Annotated in this window: 21 protein-coding genes; 13 read left to right on the top strand and 8 right to left on the bottom strand. The window is 71.6% G+C overall.

The genetic code is table 11. From position 1 onward, the window contains the following. The first annotated feature begins 62 nt into the window (after nucleotides 1-62). The 3 genes from AMK11_RS23715 to AMK11_RS23705 are packed head-to-tail and all read left to right on the top strand — an operon-like array spanning nucleotide 63 to nucleotide 2,631. Nucleotides 63-371, top strand: a complete 309-nt coding sequence (locus tag AMK11_RS23715; RefSeq protein WP_073730030.1) for an ArsR/SmtB family transcription factor — start codon at nucleotides 63-65, stop codon at nucleotides 369-371. Then, nucleotides 368-1,477 (top strand): ACR3 family arsenite efflux transporter, encoded by a 1,110-nt coding sequence (gene arsB / locus AMK11_RS23710; RefSeq protein ID WP_073730029.1) that lies wholly within the window; start codon nucleotides 368-370, stop codon nucleotides 1,475-1,477. The genes AMK11_RS23715 and arsB overlap by 4 nt, the downstream gene beginning before the upstream one ends. Beyond that, a complete protein-coding gene (locus AMK11_RS23705) occupies nucleotides 1,474-2,631 on the top strand; it encodes an ArsO family NAD(P)H-dependent flavin-containing monooxygenase (protein WP_079187653.1) in 1,158 nt (385 codons plus the stop codon). The genes arsB and AMK11_RS23705 overlap by 4 nt, the downstream gene beginning before the upstream one ends. On the opposite strand, the gene AMK11_RS23700 is transcribed toward AMK11_RS23705, so the two are convergent. Then, entirely contained in the window at nucleotides 2,565-2,939 is a 375-nt protein-coding gene (locus AMK11_RS23700; protein WP_073730028.1) for an ArsR/SmtB family transcription factor, read from the bottom strand. The two genes, AMK11_RS23705 and AMK11_RS23700, sit on opposite strands and share 67 nt — an antisense overlap. A gap of 144 nt (nucleotides 2,940-3,083) precedes the next feature. Here AMK11_RS23700 and AMK11_RS23695 point away from each other — a divergent pair, with 144 nt between their 5' ends. Next, a complete protein-coding gene (locus tag AMK11_RS23695) occupies nucleotides 3,084-4,418 on the top strand; it encodes an NAD(P)-binding domain-containing protein (RefSeq protein ID WP_241847057.1) in 1,335 nt (444 codons plus the stop codon). Nucleotides 4,419-4,458: 40 nt separating this feature from the next. On the opposite strand, the gene AMK11_RS23690 is transcribed toward AMK11_RS23695, so the two are convergent. After that, nucleotides 4,459-4,935 (bottom strand): nuclear transport factor 2 family protein, encoded by a 477-nt coding sequence (locus AMK11_RS23690; protein ID WP_073730330.1) that lies wholly within the window; start codon nucleotides 4,933-4,935, stop codon nucleotides 4,459-4,461. A 45-nt stretch (nucleotides 4,936-4,980) separates the two neighbouring features. Here AMK11_RS23690 and AMK11_RS23685 point away from each other — a divergent pair, with 45 nt between their 5' ends. Continuing rightward, a complete protein-coding gene (locus AMK11_RS23685) occupies nucleotides 4,981-5,370 on the top strand; it encodes a thiol-disulfide oxidoreductase DCC family protein (protein ID WP_073730027.1) in 390 nt (129 codons plus the stop codon). Nucleotides 5,371-5,385: 15 nt separating this feature from the next. Here the strand turns inward: AMK11_RS23685 and AMK11_RS23680 are convergent, their stop codons facing one another. Beyond that, entirely contained in the window at nucleotides 5,386-6,105 is a 720-nt protein-coding gene (locus AMK11_RS23680; RefSeq protein WP_073730026.1) for a VOC family protein, read from the bottom strand. A 199-nt stretch (nucleotides 6,106-6,304) separates the two neighbouring features. Next, complete coding sequence (locus AMK11_RS23675) at nucleotides 6,305-9,535, bottom strand: BTAD domain-containing putative transcriptional regulator (RefSeq protein ID WP_073730025.1); 3,231 nt, start codon at nucleotides 9,533-9,535, stop codon at nucleotides 6,305-6,307. A 172-nt stretch (nucleotides 9,536-9,707) separates the two neighbouring features. Here AMK11_RS23675 and AMK11_RS23670 point away from each other — a divergent pair, with 172 nt between their 5' ends. The 6 genes from AMK11_RS23670 (at nucleotide 9,708) to AMK11_RS23645 (ending at nucleotide 14,538) form a co-directional block, all read left to right on the top strand. Continuing rightward, the gene (locus AMK11_RS23670) at nucleotides 9,708-10,457 is read left to right on the top strand and encodes an SDR family oxidoreductase (protein ID WP_073730024.1); all 750 of its coding nucleotides are present in this window, start codon (nucleotides 9,708-9,710) and stop codon (nucleotides 10,455-10,457) included. Between the two features lie 44 nt (nucleotides 10,458-10,501). Beyond that, complete coding sequence (locus AMK11_RS23665; RefSeq protein WP_073730329.1) at nucleotides 10,502-11,104, top strand: NAD(P)H oxidoreductase; 603 nt, start codon at nucleotides 10,502-10,504, stop codon at nucleotides 11,102-11,104. Between the two features lie 188 nt (nucleotides 11,105-11,292). Beyond that, the gene (locus tag AMK11_RS23660; protein ID WP_073730023.1) at nucleotides 11,293-12,861 is read left to right on the top strand and encodes an MFS transporter; all 1,569 of its coding nucleotides are present in this window, start codon (nucleotides 11,293-11,295) and stop codon (nucleotides 12,859-12,861) included. Nucleotides 12,862-12,991: 130 nt separating this feature from the next. Next, the gene (locus AMK11_RS23655; protein WP_073730022.1) at nucleotides 12,992-13,399 is read left to right on the top strand and encodes an ASCH domain-containing protein; all 408 of its coding nucleotides are present in this window, start codon (nucleotides 12,992-12,994) and stop codon (nucleotides 13,397-13,399) included. A gap of 21 nt (nucleotides 13,400-13,420) precedes the next feature. Next, nucleotides 13,421-13,942 carry a GNAT family N-acetyltransferase gene (locus AMK11_RS23650; protein ID WP_073730021.1) on the top strand — a complete coding sequence of 174 codons (522 nt, stop codon included), beginning with the start codon at nucleotides 13,421-13,423 and terminating at the stop codon, nucleotides 13,940-13,942. Nucleotides 13,943-14,004: 62 nt separating this feature from the next. Beyond that, a complete protein-coding gene (locus AMK11_RS23645; protein ID WP_073730020.1) occupies nucleotides 14,005-14,538 on the top strand; it encodes an SRPBCC family protein in 534 nt (177 codons plus the stop codon). 25 nt (nucleotides 14,539-14,563) lie between these two features. Here AMK11_RS23645 and rpmF read toward each other — a convergent pair whose 3' ends face one another. The 3 genes from rpmF to AMK11_RS23630 all read right to left on the bottom strand — a co-directional run bounded on the left by rpmF (nucleotide 14,564) and on the right by AMK11_RS23630 (nucleotide 16,316). Next, nucleotides 14,564-14,734 carry a 50S ribosomal protein L32 gene (rpmF, locus tag AMK11_RS23640; protein WP_073730019.1) on the bottom strand — a complete coding sequence of 57 codons (171 nt, stop codon included), beginning with the start codon at nucleotides 14,732-14,734 and terminating at the stop codon, nucleotides 14,564-14,566. A gap of 101 nt (nucleotides 14,735-14,835) precedes the next feature. Beyond that, nucleotides 14,836-15,357 carry a GNAT family N-acetyltransferase gene (locus AMK11_RS23635; RefSeq protein WP_073730328.1) on the bottom strand — a complete coding sequence of 174 codons (522 nt, stop codon included), beginning with the start codon at nucleotides 15,355-15,357 and terminating at the stop codon, nucleotides 14,836-14,838. 44 nt (nucleotides 15,358-15,401) lie between these two features. Continuing rightward, nucleotides 15,402-16,316 carry a YceI family protein gene (locus tag AMK11_RS23630; RefSeq protein ID WP_073730018.1) on the bottom strand — a complete coding sequence of 305 codons (915 nt, stop codon included), beginning with the start codon at nucleotides 16,314-16,316 and terminating at the stop codon, nucleotides 15,402-15,404. Between the two features lie 457 nt (nucleotides 16,317-16,773). Here AMK11_RS23630 and AMK11_RS23625 point away from each other — a divergent pair, with 457 nt between their 5' ends. Continuing rightward, nucleotides 16,774-17,133, top strand: coding sequence for a hypothetical protein (locus tag AMK11_RS23625; RefSeq protein ID WP_073730017.1), 360 nt, complete (start codon nucleotides 16,774-16,776; stop codon nucleotides 17,131-17,133). A 78-nt stretch (nucleotides 17,134-17,211) separates the two neighbouring features. Beyond that, nucleotides 17,212-18,969 carry an immunity 49 family protein gene (locus tag AMK11_RS23620; protein ID WP_073730016.1) on the top strand — a complete coding sequence of 586 codons (1,758 nt, stop codon included), beginning with the start codon at nucleotides 17,212-17,214 and terminating at the stop codon, nucleotides 18,967-18,969. 31 nt (nucleotides 18,970-19,000) lie between these two features. On the opposite strand, the gene AMK11_RS23615 is transcribed toward AMK11_RS23620, so the two are convergent. After that, on the bottom strand, nucleotides 19,001-19,612 hold the full coding sequence (locus AMK11_RS23615) for a sigma-70 family RNA polymerase sigma factor (protein ID WP_073730015.1): 612 nt from the start codon (nucleotides 19,610-19,612) through the stop codon (nucleotides 19,001-19,003). Nucleotides 19,613-19,723: the final 111 nt, after the last annotated feature.

Genomic DNA, 19,723 nt, shown 5'->3' with positions numbered 1-19,723 from the left:
CGGCCGCCGATGACTTCAGCCCTCGCTGGTATCAGCAGGCAATGATGTGACAGTATCAGCGCATGCTGACTTCAGTCGATCCTGATGTGATCCGGGTGCTGGGCGATCCGCTCCGCCTGAAGATCGTGTCCCTTCTGGCGCGCGAGACGCTCTGCACGACGCACCTGGTCGAGGAGACCGGAGCCAAGCAGACCAACCTGTCCAACCACATGAAGGTGCTGCGCGAGGCCGGGATCGTGGAGACCGAGCCGTGCGGCCGCTTCACCTACTACAAGCTCAAGCCGGAGGTCCTGGCCGGCCTGTCCGGGCAGTTCGCCGAACTTGCCGCCTCCGCCCGCACTGCCGCCGAGAACAAGAGGGCCTGCCCGTGACCTCCACCGAGCCCGCCGCCTCCGCGCAGACCGAGGGCGGCGACGACTCGATCGTCAAGAAGCTGTCCACCCTCGACCGTTATCTCGCGGTGTGGATCCTGCTGGCCATGGCCGTCGGTCTCGGCGCGGGCCGGCTGATCCCGGGGATGAACGACGCGCTCGCGAAGATCGAGATCGGCGGGATCTCCCTGCCGATCGCGCTCGGCCTGCTGGTCATGATGTACCCGGTCCTGGCCAAGGTCCGCTACGACAGGCTCGACCGCGTCACCGGCGACAAGAAGCTGATGATCTCCTCGCTGGTCGTCAACTGGATCGCCGGACCGGCGGTGATGTTCGCGCTGGCGTGGATCTTCCTGCCGGACCTGCCCGAGTACCGCACCGGCCTGATCATCGTCGGGCTCGCCCGCTGCATCGCCATGGTCATCATCTGGAACGACCTCGCCTGCGGCGACCGCGAGGCCGCTGCCGTCCTGGTCGCGCTGAACTCGGTGTTCCAGGTCCTCGCGTTCGGCCTGCTGGGCTGGTTCTACCTCGACCTGCTGCCGCGCTGGATGAACCTCGGTGACGGCCAGGGCCTGGACGTGTCCGTGTGGCAGATCGCGCTGAACGTCGTCATCTTCCTCGGCGTCCCGCTGCTCGCCGGGTTCCTCACCCGCCGCATCGGCGAGCGGAAGACGGGCCGCACCGCCTACGAGACGCGGTTCCTGCCGAAGATCGGGCCGTGGGCGCTGTACGGGCTGCTGTTCACGATCGTCGTCCTCTTCGCCCTGCAGGGCAGGACCATCACCTCCCAGCCGCTGGACGTCGCCCGGATCGCACTGCCGCTGCTCGTGTACTTCGCGGTCATGTTCTTCGGCACCTTCCTCCTCGGGAAGGGCCTCGGTCTGGCCTACGACCGCACCACGACCCTGGCGTTCACCGCTGCGGGCAACAACTTCGAGCTGGCCATCGCGGTCGCCATCGCCACCTTCGGCGTCACCTCCGGCCAGGCGCTGTCCGGCGTCGTCGGCCCACTGATCGAAGTCCCGGTGCTGATCGGCCTCGTCCACGTCGCGCTCGCCTGGCGCCGGAAGTTCGCCCCCGACGCGGTGACGACGGCACCGTGACCCGGCACACCGACGTGGTGGTGATCGGCGGCGGCCAGGCAGGGCTGGCCGCCGGCTACCACCTGCGCCGCCAGGGCCTCGACTTCGTCGTCCTGGACGCCGGCCCGGCGCCGGGCGGGTCATGGCAGTACATGTGGGACTCCCTGCGCCTGTTCTCCCCGGCGGAACACTCCTCCCTGCCCGGCCGGCTCATGCCCACCCGGCCTGGCCGGACCTACCCGGGCGCCGCGCACGTGGTGGCCTACCTCACTGACTACGAGAAGCGCTACGGCCTGCCCGTCCAGCACGGCACTCGCGTCGACGCCGTACGCCGCGACGACGACGGCGACGGCCTCATGGTCGAGACGGACGCCGGCACCTGGCGGGCGAGGGCGGTCATCAGCGCCACCGGCACCTGGTCACGGCCCTTCGTCCCCGCCGTCCCCGGCCGAGGCCTCTTCACCGGCCGGCAGCTGCACACCGTCGACTACCGCTGCCCGGCCGACTTCACCGGACCGGGTGACCTCGCGGCCGGAGGCCGGCGGCGCGTCATCGTGGTCGGCGGCGGCAACTCCGGCGCCCAGATCGCGGCCGACCTCGCCCTGGACGGCAACGTCGGGGTGACGTGGGTGACCAGGAGGCCGCCACGCTTCCTGCCGGACGGCATCGACGGCCGCGCGCTGTTCGACGTCGCCACCGCCCGCCGCCGCGCCCTCGAACAAGGCCGCGGTGACACCGGCGGTGTGGCCTCGCTCGGCGACATCGTCGCCGTACCCCCGGTTCGTGCCGCCCGCGACGCCGGACGCCTGTCCGCGAGGCCGATGTTCGCGCAGCTCACCGCCACCGGCGCCCGGTGGGCCGACGGCAGCCACACCCGCGCCGACGCGATCGTCTGGTGCACCGGATTCCGCCCGGCCCTGGCCCACCTCGCCCCCCTCGGCCTGCGCGGCCCGCGCGGGCACATCCCCACCGACGGCACCCGCGCCCTCGGCGAACCGCGGCTGCACCTGCTCGGCTACGGCGACTGGACCGGCCCGGCCTCGGCCACGCTCATCGGTGTGGGCCGTCCCGCCCGCGACGCGGCCCGGGACATCGCGCGACTGCTGCGTCAGACGGCGGCCGGCAGCGCGAGCAGCTTGCCCATCGCCGCGAGCACGGACGGCTCGACCCGGTAGTACACCCAGGTACCGCGCCGCTCGGAGGTGAGCAGCCCGGCCTCCTTCAGCTTCTTCAGGTGGTGGGAGACGGTGGGCTGGGAGACACCGACGTCGGAGATGTCGCACACGCACGCCTCCCCGCCCGCGTGCGAGGCAACCGCGGAGAACAGCCGCAGCCGGACCGGGTCACCGAGCGCCTTGAACATCCGCGCCGCGGTCTCGGCCTCGTCGGCGGTCATCGGGCGCTCGGTCAGCGGCGGGCAGCACGGCACCACACCCTGGCCGTCGGCGGGCTCGAGCAGCGGCAGCACCTTCGCGTTCGACATACGTCTATGTTGACACACATCGAACCAGGGTCGCCGGTGAACGCCGTCTGTTTCGATAACTGTCTATGTTGACGTCTATCAATGCAGGTGCCATGCTGAGCCGTGCAAGCCATCGACAGACGTCGAAACACGCAAGGAGTCGCCGTGAACGCGCCCGCCACCACCGAGCTGCCCGTCGTCGTGATCGGGGCCGGCCCCGCCGGCCTGGCAGCTGCCGTCCACCTGGTCGACCAGGGCATCGAGCCCCTGGTCCTGGAAGCCGGCCGGACCGCCGGCGCCGCGGTGCGTGAGTGGTCCCACGTGCGTCTGTTCTCCACCTGGGGCGAGGTGGTCGACCCGGCCGCCGAGAAGCTCCTCGCTCCCACCGGCTGGACGCGGCCCGACCCGGCCACCTACCCCTCCGGCGGCGACTGGGCCGACCGCTACCTGCAGCCGCTCGCCGACGCCCTCGGTGACCGCGTCCGGCTGGGGGCGGCCGTCACAGGTGTCTCCCGGTCCGGGCGGGACCGGATCGTGGACGCCGAGCGGGAGCGGCAGCCGTTCGTCGTGCACGTCGCCCATGCCGACGGCCGTGAGGAGCGAATCCTCGCCCGCGCGGTCATCGACGCCTCAGGCACCTGGGCCACCCCGTCCCCGGCCGGCGGCAGCGGCCTGCCCGCACTCGGTGAGAAGGCCGCTGCCGACCGGATCGGGTACCGCGTCCCGGACCTCAAGGACCCCGCCGTCCGCGCCCGGTACGCGGGCAGGCGCACCGCCGTGATCGGCTCCGGTGCCTCGGCGTTCACCGCTCTCGCCGACCTCGCCGACCTCGCCGACCTCGCCGGGTCCGGCGACGGCGAGGGGACGAAGGGGGTGTGGATCCTGCGCCGCGGCATCTCCGGTTCCACCTTCGGCGGCGGAGAAGCCGACCAGCTTCCGGCACGCGGCGCGCTGGGGCTGGCGGCGAAGGCCGCCGTCGACGAGGGCCACGTCGACGCGGTCACCGGATTCCGTACCGAGTCGATCGAGCGTGACGCCGACGGCCGCCTGATCCTGGTCGGCGAGGACGGGCGCCGCCTGGACGCGGTCGACGAGGTGATCGTCCTGACCGGCTTCCGTCCCGACCTGTCCTTCGTCGACGAGCTGCGCCTGGGGCTCGACGAGCGGCTCCAGGCGCCGGTCGCACTCGCGCCGCTGATCGACCCCAACCAGCACTCCTGCGGCACTGTCTACCCCCACGGCCACCGCGAGCTCTCCCACCCCGAACAGGGCGTGTACCTGGTCGGGATGAAGTCGTACGGCCGGGCCCCGACCTTCCTCGCCATGACCGGTTACGAGCAGGTCCGCTCCGTCGCCGCCGCGATCGCCGGCGACCTCGACTCCGCCGACCGCGTCGAACTCACCCTCCCCGAGACGGGGGTCTGCGGCGGCGCGGGCCTGTTCGACACCCCCGACGTCCAGCAGCCCGACGGAGACGGCGGTGGCTGCTGCGGTTCGTGACCGTCCACAGCGCCCGCAGGGACTGAGGGCCGCTCAACGGTCAGCTATGGCCGGGACTGTCGAGGCGTTCCGTCGGCCCGCCGAACGGCAGGAAGAGAGTCCTTGTCGCCATCAGCCAGGAGCCGTCGATCTTGCGAAAGGTGTCCCGGTAGTGGCCGACGTTGACCGGCAACCGGGGCGCCACCAGCGCCCCCTCGGCATAACCGTCGACTCGGTAGGTCGCGAAATAGGTGGTCGCCGCGGCGGTGTCCGCCGAGTCGACACTGACCAGGATGTTCGTGCACATTCGCCGCGACAGCCGATCCGCGGGCCGGGAACCGAAGTACTCGCGCAGCGCCTCACGGCCTTGGATCCGCCGCTGGTCATGCGGCCACTCCCACACCCCGTCGGGCGTGAAGAGCTCGGAGACCGTGCTCGGCTCACCGAGGTCGAGCCGGCGGACGAGCTCCAGGATCAAACGTTCGCAGGCGCGTTCAGCGAGAACACGCTCCAGCGGGTCAAGGTCACTGGGCGACATGGTGGTCATCTCCTTTTCCTGCCAACCCTGGGGCACGATGGCCCCATGCTCACTCGGCCTGTGCTTGTCTTCGACGGAGACTGCGGTTTCTGCACCGCGGCGGTACGCGTCATCGAACGGAAGGTACGTCCACGCTGCGAGACCACTCCCTGGCAGCGGGCCGATCTAGCGGCCCTGGGCGTGCGCCAGGAACGGGCCCAGCGGGAGGTGCTGTGGGTGACACCGGCGGGGGCCGTCCACGGTGGTGCGCAGGCCGTGGCGAAACTCCTGATGAGCGCAGGAAGCGGATGGCGTGTCGTCGGAGCGGTGCTCACCTTGCCGCCCACCCGTTGGGCGGCGGCCGGCGTCTACCGGCTGATCGCCGACAACAGGCACCGGCTGCCCGGAGGGACCCCGGCCTGTGCACTGCCCGACACGGAGTCCCGAGGCGGCTGATCCCCCCCGGGGGCGCTACCGGCGTGTGAGCAGGCGGAATTCGTTGCCGTCCGGATCGGCCAGCAGTACCTCGCCGTCGTTCGGGTGGGCGGAGGCGAGAGGCTCGGCGCCGAGGGAGAGCAGACGCGCGACCTCTGCCTCCGCTTGACGATCGTCGTCGGGCACGAGGTCGAAACGCAGGTCCTTCCCGGCGTCCGGCATGAGCGGCGGGCCGCCCCAGGTGATCTTCGTACCGCCGCCGGGCGACTGGATGGCGGTCTCCTCGTCCTGGTCCCACACCAGCGGCCAGCCCAACGCCCGGCTCCAGAAGTAGCCCACGGCCTGCGAACCGTCGCAGGCGAGCGCGCCGAGGAAGCCGCAGCCTGCGAGGAAGCCGTTGCCCGGTTCGAGGACGCAGAACTCGTTGCCCTCGGGATCGGCGAGCACCACGTGGGAGGCGTCCGGACCCTGACCGACGTCGGCGTGCCGGGCGCCGAGTTCGAGTGCCCTGGCCACGATCCGCCGTTGCTCCTCCGAGGACGAGCTGGTCAGGTCGAAGTGCATGCGGTTCTGGGCGGCCTTCTGCCGCTGGGAGGGCCGGAAGCGGAGGCGGTAGCCGGCGTCGTTCCCGGACGGCAGGCCGACGCCGTCGTGCGCGTCGCCGGGCCGCTCCGAGCCGAGGAGGCCTGACCAGAATCGCTCCAGAACCTCGGGCCGGTGCGCGTCGAAGGAGATTGCGAAGAGTCGGCTGCTCATTGCCCCACGCTTCCTTGGTCCTGTGAGTAGGTCCGTCGAGTGCCAAGAAGTCGGCGTGGCGCCGTGCCGGCCCCTTGAGCGGGGATCCTATGGGCCGGCCGGGCCCGGCCGCAGCCGAGTATTCGGCGGCCGCGCCCGTGCGGGAGGAGGCGGGGCCGGGGACGGCGCACGAGCAAGGGCTGACGGACCCGGCGTTTCCTCATGCCTCACCGGCTCGCGCAGGGACCGGCCCCGCCACGCGCCGGCCCTGCGCGGCCGTCGTCCGGGCATGTGCTTCCTCCGGGGTGAGGGACTCCCCTCGCGCGAAGGCGTCCGCGAACTTCGCCGCACCCAGCGCGGCGGTCGCCGCGGCGGCCGCCCGGTCGACGTCGAGGCGTTCCGCGGCCGGGAGCGGGGCACCCGTGGCGGCCCGGGCGGCGGAGGCGGCGCCGAGAAGGACGGCCGCACCCTCGGCATCGTCCGCGGCGGCGAGGGCGGCGGCGAGGCCCTCGAGGGCGAGGGCGACCGCACGGGGATCGCCGGTGGTGAGGGCCGTCGCACAGCCCTCGCCATGGTGGGCCAGCGCACCCCGCGCGTCGCCGCGCAGTTCGGCGACGAAGCCCAACTCGGCCAGGACCAGCGCGTTCGCTCCCTCGAGACCGACCTGGCGGTGCCAGTCCAGGACCGTACGCAGTCGCGCCTCGGCCTCGTCGAGGAGTCCTTCGCGGCGCGCGCCGAGGGCCAGCCCAAGCTCCGCGTTGATCTCACCCGCGCGGAAACCGAGCCCCGCGGCGAGACGTCGGGAGCGTTCGTGGAACTCCCGTGCGCCGTCGACGTCGCCGACGAGCAGTGCTGTCCGCCCGAGCCCGGACAGCAGGTCCGCGGCCTGGGTGGAGAACCCGAACTTCTCGGCGGTGTCCAGGCCGTCCCGCAGCAGCCGGGTCGCCCGCTCGTAGTCACCGTGGATCTCGGCCACCGACGCCAGCGGGTACACCGACCACAACCGCCCGCACGCGTCCCCGACGTCCGCGAAGATCTCCGCGCTGCGTCCCGCGTCCGCCTCCGCGCCGGTCAGATCGCCCCGCAGCAACCGTTGCACGGAACGGTCCGCCAGCGCGGCCGCCTCCCCCCAGCGCTCACCGAGAGCCCGGAAGCCCTCCAGCGACGCCGCGGTGAGCTTCTCTCCCGCCGGCAGGTCACCCGTCCCGCACAGCGCGTGCGCCAGGAACCACTGCGCCCACGCCGTGCCCGACGGATCACCGACCTGTTCGCACGCGCTGAGCGCCGCCTCGATCCGGGCCGCGCGGTCGGTTCCGTCACCGGACAGGACGCGGACGCCGGTCTGCCAGGCGCCCGCCTTCGCCCGCAGCGCCGCGTCACCGCCGGGCAGGGCGAGCGCCGCGGTGACCGACCGCCGGGCCTCACCGAGCCGGCCGCGCAGGACCCAGTACCAGCAGAGCGCGTCGACGAGCCGGAGCGCGTCCTGCGCGTCGCACCGTTCGAGAGCACCGTCCAGCGCCGAGCGGAGGTTCGCGCTCTCGGCGTCCAGCCGTGCCAGCCACCCACCCTGCGTATGTCCGCGCAGCTCGGAATCCGCGGCCTCGGCGAACCTGGTGTAGTACACGAGGTGCCGCCGGCGTACGGACGCCGTCTCGCCCGCTTCCCGCATCCGTTCGGCGCAGTACGCGGCGACGGACTCCAGCAGCCGGTACCTGGGCCCCTCCACGCCGTCGACAGCGACCACCAGGGACCGGTCCACCAGCCGTACCAGCAGGTTCAGCACGTCCTCGGCGGCCACCCCGTCGCCCGCGCAGACCTCCTCGGCCGCCTCCGGCGTGCACCCCTCGGCGTGCACGGCGAGGCGCCGCAGTACGGCCTGTTCGGGCTCGCTCAGCAGCTCCCAGCTCCAGTCGATCATCGCGCGCAGAGTCTGCTGGCGAGCGGGCGCACCCCGCTGACGGACGCCGAGCAGCCGGAACCGGTCGTCCAGCCGCTCCAGCAGGCGGTGCACACCCAGTGCCCGCACCCGGGTCGCGGCGAGTTCGAGGGCCAGCGGAATGCCGTCCAGCCGGCGGCAGATGGCGGCGACCGCGTCCGCGTCGGCAGGGGTGAGCGCGAAGCCGGGCGCGGCGGCCGCGGCACGCGCCGAGAAGAGGTCCACCGAGTCCTGGGCCGTGAGCGGCGGCACGGACCACAGGACTTCTCCGGCCAGCGCCAGCGCTTCCTGGCTGGTCGTCAGTACCGTCAGACCGGCGGCCGACCGCAGCAGCGACTCGACCAGGGTCGCGGCCTCGTCGATCACGTGCTCGCAGTTGTCCAGGACGAGCAGCATCCGCTTGTCCCGCAGCACCTCGGCGAGTCGGTCCGCCCCGGCCGGCGGCCGTTCCCCCTCCGGACGCGTGCCCCAGTTCCCGTCGTCCCGCAGCCCCATCGCGGCCGCGACGACCTCCGCCAGGTCCCCACGGGCCCCGGCGAGTTCCACCAGCCATTCGCCGTCCGGGAAAGCGCCCTTCAGCCGCTCGGTGACGGCGATCGCGAGCCGGGTCTTGCCGACACCGCCCGGCCCGGTGAGGGTGACCAGCCGACGCCGGCCGAGGAGTTCACGGACGTCGGTGACCTCGTCCTCCCGTCCGATGAGGTCATCGAACAGGGCGGGTACGTTCGTCGTGCCGCGTACGGGGACAGTGGTCGGGGGAGGGGCACCCAGCCGGGGGTCCTGCCGGAGCATCGCCTGCTGCAGACCGGCGAGTTCGGGGCTCGGGTCGAGACCGAGCTCCTCGGCGAGCCGCGTCCGCAGATCGTCGTACGCGGCCAGTGCCTCGCTCTGCCGTCCGGACCGGTACAGCGCCCGCAACTGCACCGACCGCAGCCGTTCCCGCAGAGGGTGCCGTTCGACGAGTCCTGCCAGCTCCCCGGCGAGTTCGATGTGTTCCCCGTCGGCGAGCCGGGCCTCGGCAAGGTCCTCCAGCACGGCGAGCCGGTCCTCCTCCAGCCGGTTCACGGCGGCCCGGACGAACGCCTGGTCGGCGAAGTCCGCGAAGGCCGGCCCCCGCCACAGCGCGAGCGCGTCGGCGAGGAGTCCGACCCGTACGCGGCCGTCCCGCTCGGCCCTGGCCCGCGATGCCAGTGCGGTGAACCGGTCGGCGTCGCGTGCGCCCTGCGCCACGGACAGCTGGTAACCCGGGGCCCGGGACAGCACCAGTTCGCGTCCGCCCGGCTCGGCCTCCTCCAGTACGCGGCGCAGTTGGGAGACCTTGGCCTGGAGCGCCCGGACCGGGTTGCCGGGCGGCTCCTCGCCCCACAGGTCGTCGATCAACCGGTGCGTCGCCACGGGCCGCCCCGGATCGACGAGCAGGGACGCGAGCAGGGCCCGCACCTTCAGCTCCGGAACCCGTACGGGCCGCCCTTCATCCGTCCAGACAGCCGTCTCTCCCAGCACCCCGAAATGCACGACGTCACAGTAACCCGGCCCTGTCGCGGCCTGGTTGGAGAGATCGGCCGGCAGTGCCCCGGCCGGCCCGCCCGAACAGAGCCGTAACACCGCCCGAGCCCGGCCCGAGCCACCGCGTCCGACCGTGTTCCCCGAAGCCACGAGGCACCGACCCCGTCGAAAGGGAACCATCATGAGCAAGCTCACCGGCAGGACCGCTCTCGTCACCGGCGCCAGCCGCGGGATCGGACGTGCCATCGCCCTGCGCCTGGCGTCCGAAGGCGCACGTGTCGGTGTCCACTACGCGAGCAACGAAGCTGCCGCCGAGGAGACCGTGGCCGGCATCGAGGCGGCCGGCGGCCACGCCTTCGCGATCCGCGCCGAACTGGGCGTCCCCGGTGACGCGGAAGCCCTGTGGCAGGCCTTCGACGAGCACGCCGACGGTCTCGACATCCTGGTCAACAACGCGGGCATCGCCGGCCCCGGGCTGATCCACGAAGTGTCCGAAACCGACTACGACAGGGTCTTCGCCGTCAATGCCAAGGCCCCCTTCTTCATCATCCAGAAGGGCCTGGAACGCCTGCGCGACGGCGGCCGCGTCATCAACGTCTCCTCCGGCGTCACCAAGGTCGCCTTTCCGGGCATGACCTCCTACGCCGCCTCCAAGGGGGCCGTGGAGGTGCTGACCCTGACTCTGGCGCAGACCCTCGGTTCCCGCGGCATCACCGTGAACGCCGTGTCTCCCGGCACCATCGAGACCGACATCCACCCCTGGATGGCCGACCCCGCGGCCAAGGCCCACGCCGCCGGCTTCTCCGTCTTCGACCGCGTCGGCCAGCCCGCCGACGTCGCCGACGTCGTCTCCTTCCTGGCCTCCGACGACTCCCGCTGGGTGACCGGCCAGAACATCGACGTCAGCGGAGGCAGCGGCCTCGGCCTGTGACGTCCGCCGCCCACCACGTCCACGCACGCAGACCGGAGACCTCCATGCGCCATACCCTGCTGGTCCTGGCCCACCCCCGGCCCGATTCGCTCACCGCCCGAACCGCCGCCCAGATGCAGCTCCGCATCAAGGAAGCGGGCGGCACGGTCGACCTCCTCGACCTGTACGCGGAAGACTTCGACCCGCGGCTGACCCCCGCCGACGAACCGGACTGGGAGGACAGGGAGAAGAGGTACTCGCCGGAGGCCCACGCCCACATGGACCGGATCACGGCAGCGGACGACATCCTCGTCGTCTTCCCGGTGTGGTGGTTCGCGCCCCCCGCCGTGGTCAAGGGCTGGATCGACCGGGTCTGGAACTACGGCTTCGCGTACGGCCGCAGCAGACCCCGGCTCGCCGGGAAGCGGATGCTCTGGCTGGGCCTGGCCGGTGGCACGTACGAGGACTACGCGAAGACCGGCCTCGCCACTGCTCTGGACCTCCAACTGCGGGTGGGAGTATCCGAGTTCTGCGGAATCGCGGAGTCGTCGGTGACGTTGCTGCACGGCACCGAGCTGTCCGGTGTTCCCCAGGCACTGCGACCGGCCCGCGTGGCCGAGGTACTCGAGGCCGCCGGCGCCGCCCTGGACGACCACTTGCCGCGCTGAACGGACCCGCCGCCTGAACGGACCCTTTCGCCGTGCGTCCCGACGCCCGGCAGGCGGACCACCGCGCGAAACGCCGCGGTCACCCCGGTACCCACCCGGGTGGCCGCGGCCTTCGTCTGTTCCCCACCCGAACACCACCGCAACACCGTCCGAACCGAATCCGAAACACCGCCCCGCACAGTCGCCCCATGACCTCACACCTCACAACCCAAGCCCCCGCAAAGGCAGCCGGCGCCCGGCAATGGCTCGGTCTCGCCCTCCTGCTGCTCCCCGTGGCCCTCATGACCGCCGACCTCGGAGTGCTGTGGCTGGCCACGCCGTACCTCACCGCCGACCTCCGGCCCAGCGGCGCCGAAGTCCTCTGGATCACCGACATCTACGGCTTTCTGACCGCCGGCACTCTGGTGATCATGGGGACACTCGGCGACCGCATCGGCCGCCGCAGGCTGCTGATGATCGGCTCGGCCGGATTCGTCCTGGCGTCGCTGGCCGCGGCGTACGCCCCCGGCCCGGAGGTGCTGATCGCGGCCCGCGCGGTGCTCGGCATCGCGGGCGCGGCCGTGCTCCCGTCCACACTCTCCCTGATCAGCCACATGTTCACCGACCCCCGGCAAAGGGCGACGGCCATCGCGATGTGGGTGACCGCCCTCTCGGCCGGCCTGGCCGTCGGACCGGTCGTCGGCGGGGTGATGCTGGCGAACTGGTGGTGGGGCTCGGTCTTCCTGATGGGGATACCCGTGATGCTGCTCGCGCTGGCCGCGGCCCCGGTGCTGCTGCCCGAGTACCGCGATCCGAACCCGGGGCGGCTGGACCCGGTGAGCGTCGCACTGTTCCTGGCGGCGGTCCTGCCCGTGGTGTACGGGATCAAGAGTCTCGTCTCGGCCGCATCCCCTGCGTGGCCCGTCGCCGCCTTCGCGGCCGGCACGGTCAGCACCGCCGCCTTCGTACGCCGGCAGAACCGCTTGTCCACCCCGTTGCTGGACCTGCGGCTCTTCCGCGACCGTGCCTTCACCGGCGCGCTGCTCGCCCTGCTGCTCGGGATGACCGCCCTCAACGGCGTCGAGTACCTGGTTCCGCAGTACCTGCAGGCCGTGGCCGGGCAGTCCCCGCTGGAAGCCGGGTTGTGGCTGCTGCCCGGAGCGTTCGGCCTGATCGCCGGCTCTCAGGTCACCCCGGTCCTGGCGCGCCGCTTCCGCCCGGCGTACGTCCTGGTCGGCGGCCTGCTGCTCTCCCTGACGGGCTACGCTGCCATCGCCCTGTCCGAAGGGATCCTGACCGCCTCACTCGGACTCACCGTGGTCATGTTCGGCGTCGCCCCGATCAGCGTCCTGGGCACGGCCCTCGCGGTCGGATCGGTACCGCCGGAGAAAGCGGGCGCCGCCGCGGCGACGGGCCAGACGGCCTACGACCTCGGACTCGCCCTCGGCATCGCCGTCACGGGCACGCTCGCGGCCGCGGTCTACCGCGGCGAAATGCCCCGCGAGGCGCCCGCCGTGGCCAAGGACAGTGTGGGCGCCGCGATCGCCACCGCGGAACGCCTGCCGGACGGTGCCCCGCTGCTGGCCGCCGCGAAGGACGCCTTCACCGCCGGGCTCCAGACGGCAGCCACGATGAGCGCGGCCTTCGCCCTGGCCACGGCGGTCTTGGTGGGGGTACTGCTGCGTCGCGTCCCACCGATCGGCGCGGCCACCGCCCCCGCCACGACGCAGCCGGAGCGGCACACGGAGGTCCCCCAACCGGTCACATCAGCCTCCTGAACGCCGGCGTCCGACGCGGCCCGCACACCGGCGCCGAGGTTCTGGTCGTGGAAGACGAGCGCTATCGTCGTCGAGGTTTGTCCGGGCGTGACGATCGGCACGGGGCGGTGCCGGAAGAGGAGGTAGGACCGTGTGGCCACGAATCAACGGCATGCGGGCACTGGAGCTCGGTACGGCCGGTGAGATGCGGGAGCGGCTCAACGGCCTCGTCCTGGCCGGGCGGAAGACCGCCACCACCGGGCTGCTGGCGGAGTACGTCGAGGAGACGGAGGGCCTGGAGTTCGAGGGTGAGCGCCTGGCGCTTGCCGGGAACGACGGAGACTGCGTCGCCACGATCGAGATCACCGGCGTCGAGCTGGCCGCCTTCGGCGGTGTCACGTGGGAACACGCCGCCGCCGAAGGGGAGGGCGACCGGTCGCTGGACGAATGGCGGGCCGGACACATGCGCTTCTGGGAGGGCATCGGTACTCCGGTGGACGACAGCACGCCACTGGTGTGCCTGCGATTCCGGCTGGTGGCGGCTCTTGCTGGCCGCTGAACCTGCTGATTGGCTCCCGGCATGAATGATCTCGGAGACGTCGCCTGGCCGCCCGCACCGATCAGGACGGAGAGACTCGTGCTGCGTGAGCCCGAGGCCCGGGACCGTGCGACGTTCATCGAGCTGCTGGCATCGCCGGACGTGCACACCTACCTCGGCGGACCGCGCCCGCGCGACGAACTCGAGCGCGAGTTGCCCGAGGTGCCCGAGCGGTGGCCCGGGAGCTTCGTCGTCGATCTCGACGGAGCGATGATCGGCCAGGTCCTGCTCAGGAGAGCAACCGGGCACCACCGCCCGGCTGCTGTGGGGAAGGCCGATCTCGGCTACCTGTTCCTGCCGCGGGCGTGGGGGACCGGATACGCCGCCGAGGCGTGCGCGGCGGCACTCGACTGGCTCGGAGGCGCCCTCCCCGGTGAGCCGGTGGTGCTCGCCACCCAGACCGCCAACGCCGGCTCGATGCGCCTCGCGGCGAAGCTGGGGTTCGTCGAAATGGAGCGGTTCCGGGCCTGGGGCGCCGATCAGTGGCTCGGTCTGCGGCGGTAAAGGCGGTGCCGCCGGGCGCTGCGAGAATGTGCACCCACTTCCGCTGACGTTCAGGAGGCGACATGCGCTTCGCCGATGGCCCGAGTGTGCACTGCGACGTACATGTCGAGGCGGACCTGTCGCAGGTCTGGAAATTGGTGACCGACATACGCCTGCCCGCCCGGCTCAGCCCCGAACTACGGCGTGTGGCTTGGCTGGACGACGCGACCCGGCCTCGGGTAGGCGCGCGCTTCGAGGGATACAACCATCACCAGAGGCTCGGCGAGTGGCGGACCGTCTCGCACGTGATCGAGCTGGAGGAGCGACGGTCGTTCGCCTGGGCGGTCACGGATGCCGACGGCCGATACGGAGAACCGACACTGGATCCGGCGACCTGCATGGCGTCCTGGCGTTTCCTGCTCAAGGCCGAGGGCGAGGGCACCCGACTGCGGCAGTCGGCCTTCATCGGACCGGGCCGCAGCGGAGTCACCCTGGCTCTCGAACGCCGGCCGGACCGAGAGGAGGAGATCATCGCCTTCCGGATGCGGGAACTGCGCGCCGGCATGGAGGCCACCCTCCACGGCATCAAGACGCTCGCCGAGGACGGCAGGTCATGACCGTTCCGCAGTCTCTGCCGTGCTGTCAGGCCTCGGGGCGGAGCAGGCCGCGCTCGTACGCCTTGGCGAGCCGCTGGGGGACACGGTACTGGGCACCGTCCACCGTGACCGTCACCAGCTGCGGGGTGTCCGCCTTCCACTGGGCGCGGCGGTGCCGGGTGTTGCTGCGTGACATCTTGCGTTTGGGTACGGCCATGGGGTCCTCCGGATGTGAAGCGTGGGCTCCAGGCAGACAGTACATGAAAATGGATGTCGTTACGACCTGGATGTACCTCGCTCACCGACGGCTCCGGGCGCTCAAAGGTCCCTTCGCATGAGGACGCACATCGTCTCGTGGCGGCGGACCGACCCGTCGGGCCCTTCCTCGTCCCAGGCGTCGGGTTCGCGGCCGTAGGCGACGTAGCCCAGGCGCTCGTACAGGGCGCGGGCGCGCACGTTGTCCTCCTCCACGGCGAGTTCCGCCCTGAGTCGCCCGCGGTCCCTGATCCGCCGTTCGGCAGCTCTGACGAGCAGGGTCCCCAGGCCGCGGGACTGGAGCGCCGGGAGCACCGCGAGCTGCCACAGGGTCCCGGCCCCCTCGGAAACCCGGTAGTCGACGCCGCCGATCGCCACCGGCAGACCAACGGGGGTGCATACGGCCAGATAGTCCACCTCGCCCGCCGCGGCGCGCACCAACTCGCGTTCCACGTGGCGCAGGTGGGTGGCCGATCCGGACCAGGCGCACGCCGGCAGGTCCCGGGGCAGTAGATCGCGCACGCTCACCGGCATGACGATCGTGGCATCAAAGGAGTCGTCTTCGGTGATCACGACATGGAGCATGCCGACCACGGCGCCGGCGCGGCAACGCATTTCCGCCGGTGGGTCTACTCCGGGGGAGTGGGCGTGTCGTGGGTTCGGTACATGGCCTGTACGTCCATCTCCAGCTGGATGGTCGGACCGACGACGGCGATGCCGCGGGCCAGCATGGAACGCCAGTTGAGGGTGTAGTCCTCCCGGTGGAGTTCCGCCTTGGCGAGAGCCGCACAGCGCAGCTCCTGCTCGTAGCCCCCGTTGACCATCCCGAGGTAGGTCGTGTCGAGGCCGACGGAGCGGCTGGTGCCGTGCATGGTGAGCGTGCCGTGCAGGGTCCACTTGGACCCGCCGCGGTAGGCGAACCGGGTACTGGTGAAGTCGATGTAGGGGTAGCGCTCGACGTCCAGGAAGTCGGCGGAGCGCAGGTGGTTGTCGCGGGTGTTGTTACCCGTGTTGATGCTGGCGGCGTCGATGCGTACCGAGACCTGTGAGTCGGCCATGTCCGGTGCGACGCGGATGCCTCCCTGGAAGCGCGTGAACCGGCCGTGGACATGTGCCATGCCGACGTGCTTGGCGATGAAGCGGATCGCGGTGTGCGGAGGGTCGAACAGCCAGGTGCCGGCTGTCGGGAGCTCCAGTCGGCGCGCGGGCGCGAGGCCCACGCGCTTCGGCGCCAGAGCGACCCCGGCCGTGATGTCGACGGTCTCGCGGGCGGGCGACAGACCCTCGGCAACAGTCATGACGCTGTAGGAGCCCGGAGGCAGCGTCGCTATGAAGTAGCCGTTGGGGTCCGTGGTTCCACGTGTCACCACCCGGTGACTTTCCACCGCGCTCACGGTGACCTCGGCCCCGCCCATGGGCTGCCCCATGGGATCGACGACCTCGAAGCCGAACGCCCCGGCTTCGGGCGGCAGGGGGACCGAGATGCTTGCTCCGGCACCGGAGGCACCGCGCGAACGTCGACGTCGTAGCAACCCGAGGGCCATGGAGTTCACCTTTCTTCACAGGGGCACCGCGACGCGGCCCACTCGGTCGGCGATGTTCGCGGTCGCCAAGGGGATGGCGACAGGAGGGCGTATGCGGAAGCGGCGGTTCACTGTTGATCATAAAGCCGTTCGATTCAGCCACCTCGTTCCTGACCGGGAGCAGTTCTACCGCCTGGTCCGTGGATGCCGGGTCGCATATCAGTACATGGACGGCCCATTTCACCGCACCTCGGCTTCGCCGCTTCGCCGCTTCGCAGCGATGCTGTGGCGAAGGGCACGGAAGCGGGCCGCGATTTTCACCAGCAGTCCTGAGTTTCACCACGGACCCGGCACGAGCGATCAGAGCGAGTACCGTCAAGGACGTCGGGGATCCAGATCTGAACTGCGGTCTCAGACCTGCGTATGACCCGTCGAGCGGTGGCGTCCCTGCCCGAGCCGGCGCATAGAATCCGGTTTCATGCCGAAGCCTGACGAGTTGATCGTTGCCCTCGCCGCCCTCGTGGAGTCCGGGCAGAGCAATCGGATGTCCCTGACCGTGGTCACCAGCGGCGCCGTCCTCACCGGCCGCCTGGCTCCCGAAGCCGTGTGGAGGCAGAGGGTGTCGGAAGTACTGACGGGCTCCGCGGACCTGGCCGAGTTCTCCGCCGTATTCGACACCCCTGCGAAGAAGGACGGGCCGCCCACGCACCTGCACTTCCACGTCGCGCGGATCCTGCAGGGCACGATGGGGATCCCGGAGACGGGCGGGATGTACCGCGTGGCGATCGAGGACGTCAGCGCCTGGACCGTGGGCGACTTCAGCTACTCCGACCACTGAGTACGTGCCCCCGCCTCGAAGCGCCCCCGACGTGCGAACCTACGCTGTCCCCACAAGATCTGACCAAGGAGCGGGACAGTGCGGATAGAGCGTCACCAGGTCGGCGGGGCCGTCGTGTCGGCCGCACGTGAGGACTTCACGAACCGGATCGGAAGTCTGGTGCGGTCCATGTCGCGGGCCGACCGCATGGCCACCTACGAATGGCAGTCGATATCCGAGGAGTTCCTCGACTACCTGGGCGCCCTCTCCGCCGACAACCCCGGCCTCGACACACCGGAAGCCGAGGCCGCACTCAAGGACGCCTCCGAGGCCGCGGCCGGCGCCGTCGCCTACGCCGCGTACCACCCGCACTGCACCTTCCAGGTCTTCCTGGACTACGTGAACTTCGGCATGAGCTACGACCCGGGCGGCGACGCCCCCGAGGAGAGCGTCACGCCAGGGGAGTGGATCGACGCGCTGTGCCTGTCCGTCCTCCGTGACAAGGCCAAGTGGCACGGCGAGGCGTTCCACTTCGCCCGGCAGAAGTTCGCCGACCAGGCGCAGGGAACGCCCGTCGGCGAACTCGCCACCGGACTGATGGCCGTGGTCCTGGACGACACCGGCGACGACGAGGACTACCCGCCGAGCGCACAGGCCAAGCTCGCGGCCGTCGACACGGCCCTGGGCCGTGTCCGCGTCCGCGCCGAGGAGACCGGCGAGCCACTGCTGGACCGCACGCACAGCGCGGCGCTGCGCACGCTGCGCGCTCTGGCCGACGAGGACCGGGACGCCTTCGATGCCGCGCTGTCCGACCTCCTGGTCAGACAGTCCGCCCTGCACGGTCCCTCAGCCTCCCCGAGCAGCCTTCTCCCGCTGGTCCCCATCGCTCTTGCCGCCCTCGCCTACCGGACTCTGGGCTGGACGCCTGCCGTCCGAACGGACTACCTCCCGCACGCCCTGGTCACCGGTTTCGAGAGCCGCGGCCCCCGGGTCGCGGGGTTCGGCCGGAACCGGCGACCGGACGCGGTCGCCGCTCTCGCCGCCGGCCCGCTGCTGGTGGAGCGCCCGGACTGCGAGCGGGGCGTGCACCCGCAGACCGAAGCCAGGTACGAGGAGGACCTCCGCGAGGCGTTCACCTCCGTCGACGGGAAGCCGCTCGCCGTCTCGGGGCTCGGCCGGGTCATGGACGACCAGGAGCGCCTGTTCAAGTGGCGTGCGGGTGCCCCCGGCGGCGCCACCGACGCCCTGCTCGCGAACCTTCGGCTGGCCTCCCGGACGGGGGCGGCCGTCTTCCGCGTCGCCCTCGCGGAGCCGGGCACCGAGGTGGAGGTGACCATCGACGGCCGTACACTGCGCTACCCGGCCGAGCGGGGCGAGGCGGCCGGCGCCGGCACCTGGCACACAGCCACCGCCCTCGCCCTGATCACGGGCGCACGCGAGGACCTGGCCCCGCTGGTCCTCGCCGGGCCCGCCTTCGCCCGCCCGGACGGTTCCGCCTTCGCCGCGTACCGCGAGGCCCTGCACGCCTACTTGAACGGCGCCGACCCGGAGGCGGCCGCGCGGCGGGCGCTGGAGCAGGACGAGAAGGCCGAGGACTGGGGCTTCGCCATGCCGCCGGCCGTGCTGCTGTCGCAGCTTGTGGAGGGCGACGAGGAGAGCTTCAACCTGGCTCTGGCCGACGCGCTCGAAGCCCACCGGGCCTATTACGAGGTCGCCGACCGCGCGACCGACCCGGACGCCGCCGTCAACCTCGACGCCCTCGCCCTGGCCTGCCACGCCCGCCGCCGCGGCTGGGCCGTCCGCGTCGAATCCCCGTATCTTCCGCAGAGCCTCCTGCGGGCAGCCGAGCCCTTCTAGCCAGACCGGTGTCCGTTCGCCGGTCCAGCGGTTACGCGGCGTTCTCCTCGGCACGGCCCTGTTCGATGCCTGCGCGCAGTCGGAGCAGGCCGCGCCGGGTGTGACTCTTGACGGTGCCCAGGGGCATGCCGGTGCGCTCGGCGATCTGGGCCTGGGTGAGGTCCTCGTAGAAGGCCAGGCACAGCACCTCGCGCTGGCCGCTCGGCAGCCGGGACAGCGCGTCGACGAGGAGCACCCGGTCCAGGACCTCGCCCGGCGCGGCGTCGTCGTGGTGCCACCCGACGGCACGATGGGCGACGGTGTCGATCAGGGTGAGGCGCTTCGTCCTGGCCGCCAGGGCGTCGACGATCTTGCGACGGGTGATGCCGACGAGCCAGCTGCCCAGAGGACCCTTCTCCGGGTGGTATCCGTTGCGCCCGCGCCAGGCGCCCAGGAACACCTGCTGGGTCACGTCCTCGGCCTCGTGGGCGTCACCGAGGGAGCGGATGGCCATCGTGTGCACGAGCGCACCCCAGCGCCGGTAGACGGCCGCGAAGGCGTTCTCGTCCGCGGCGAGCAGGCCACGGACGAGGTGGTCCTCGGCGTCGGCGGTCGGGCGAGGGGCCTCGTGGCGTACTGCCGTGTGCCGCGAGTGCGTGGTCATGACCTGTTCCTCCTGCCGTCTGCGCTGTACGCGGGGTAAGGCGGCCCGCGGAGCGGCCGGGACGGCGTTCGCCGTCGCCAACGGCTCGTACGGTCGAGTCTTGTGAGAGGA

This window comes from Streptomyces sp. CB02414, assembly GCF_001905385.1.
Lineage (GTDB): Bacteria > Actinomycetota > Actinomycetes > Streptomycetales > Streptomycetaceae > Streptomyces.
The sequence above is the reverse complement of the archived record's forward strand: the minus strand, read 5'-3'. Positions and strand labels throughout refer to the sequence as shown.

Excerpts from the sequence above, each read along its gene's own strand:
- AMK11_RS23715 (WP_073730030.1), top strand. The coding sequence starts at position 63 with ATGCTGACTTCAGTCGATCCTGATGTGATCCGGGTGCTGGGCGATCCG.
- AMK11_RS23700 (WP_073730028.1), bottom strand. The coding sequence starts at position 2,939 with ATGTCGAACGCGAAGGTGCTGCCGCTGCTCGAGCCCGCCGACGGCCAG.
- AMK11_RS23690 (WP_073730330.1), bottom strand. The coding sequence starts at position 4,935 with ATGTCGCCCAGTGACCTTGACCCGCTGGAGCGTGTTCTCGCTGAACGC.
- AMK11_RS23685 (WP_073730027.1), top strand. The coding sequence starts at position 4,981 with ATGCTCACTCGGCCTGTGCTTGTCTTCGACGGAGACTGCGGTTTCTGC.
- AMK11_RS23680 (WP_073730026.1), bottom strand. The coding sequence starts at position 6,105 with ATGAGCAGCCGACTCTTCGCAATCTCCTTCGACGCGCACCGGCCCGAG.
- AMK11_RS23670 (WP_073730024.1), top strand. The coding sequence starts at position 9,708 with ATGAGCAAGCTCACCGGCAGGACCGCTCTCGTCACCGGCGCCAGCCGC.
- AMK11_RS23665 (WP_073730329.1), top strand. The coding sequence starts at position 10,502 with ATGCGCCATACCCTGCTGGTCCTGGCCCACCCCCGGCCCGATTCGCTC.
- AMK11_RS23660 (WP_073730023.1), top strand. The coding sequence starts at position 11,293 with ATGACCTCACACCTCACAACCCAAGCCCCCGCAAAGGCAGCCGGCGCC.
- AMK11_RS23650 (WP_073730021.1), top strand. The coding sequence starts at position 13,421 with ATGAATGATCTCGGAGACGTCGCCTGGCCGCCCGCACCGATCAGGACG.
- AMK11_RS23645 (WP_073730020.1), top strand. The coding sequence starts at position 14,005 with ATGCGCTTCGCCGATGGCCCGAGTGTGCACTGCGACGTACATGTCGAG.
- rpmF (WP_073730019.1), bottom strand. The coding sequence starts at position 14,734 with ATGGCCGTACCCAAACGCAAGATGTCACGCAGCAACACCCGGCACCGC.
- AMK11_RS23635 (WP_073730328.1), bottom strand. The coding sequence starts at position 15,357 with ATGCTCCATGTCGTGATCACCGAAGACGACTCCTTTGATGCCACGATC.
- AMK11_RS23630 (WP_073730018.1), bottom strand. The coding sequence starts at position 16,316 with ATGGCCCTCGGGTTGCTACGACGTCGACGTTCGCGCGGTGCCTCCGGT.
- AMK11_RS23625 (WP_073730017.1), top strand. The coding sequence starts at position 16,774 with ATGCCGAAGCCTGACGAGTTGATCGTTGCCCTCGCCGCCCTCGTGGAG.
- AMK11_RS23615 (WP_073730015.1), bottom strand. The coding sequence starts at position 19,612 with ATGACCACGCACTCGCGGCACACGGCAGTACGCCACGAGGCCCCTCGC.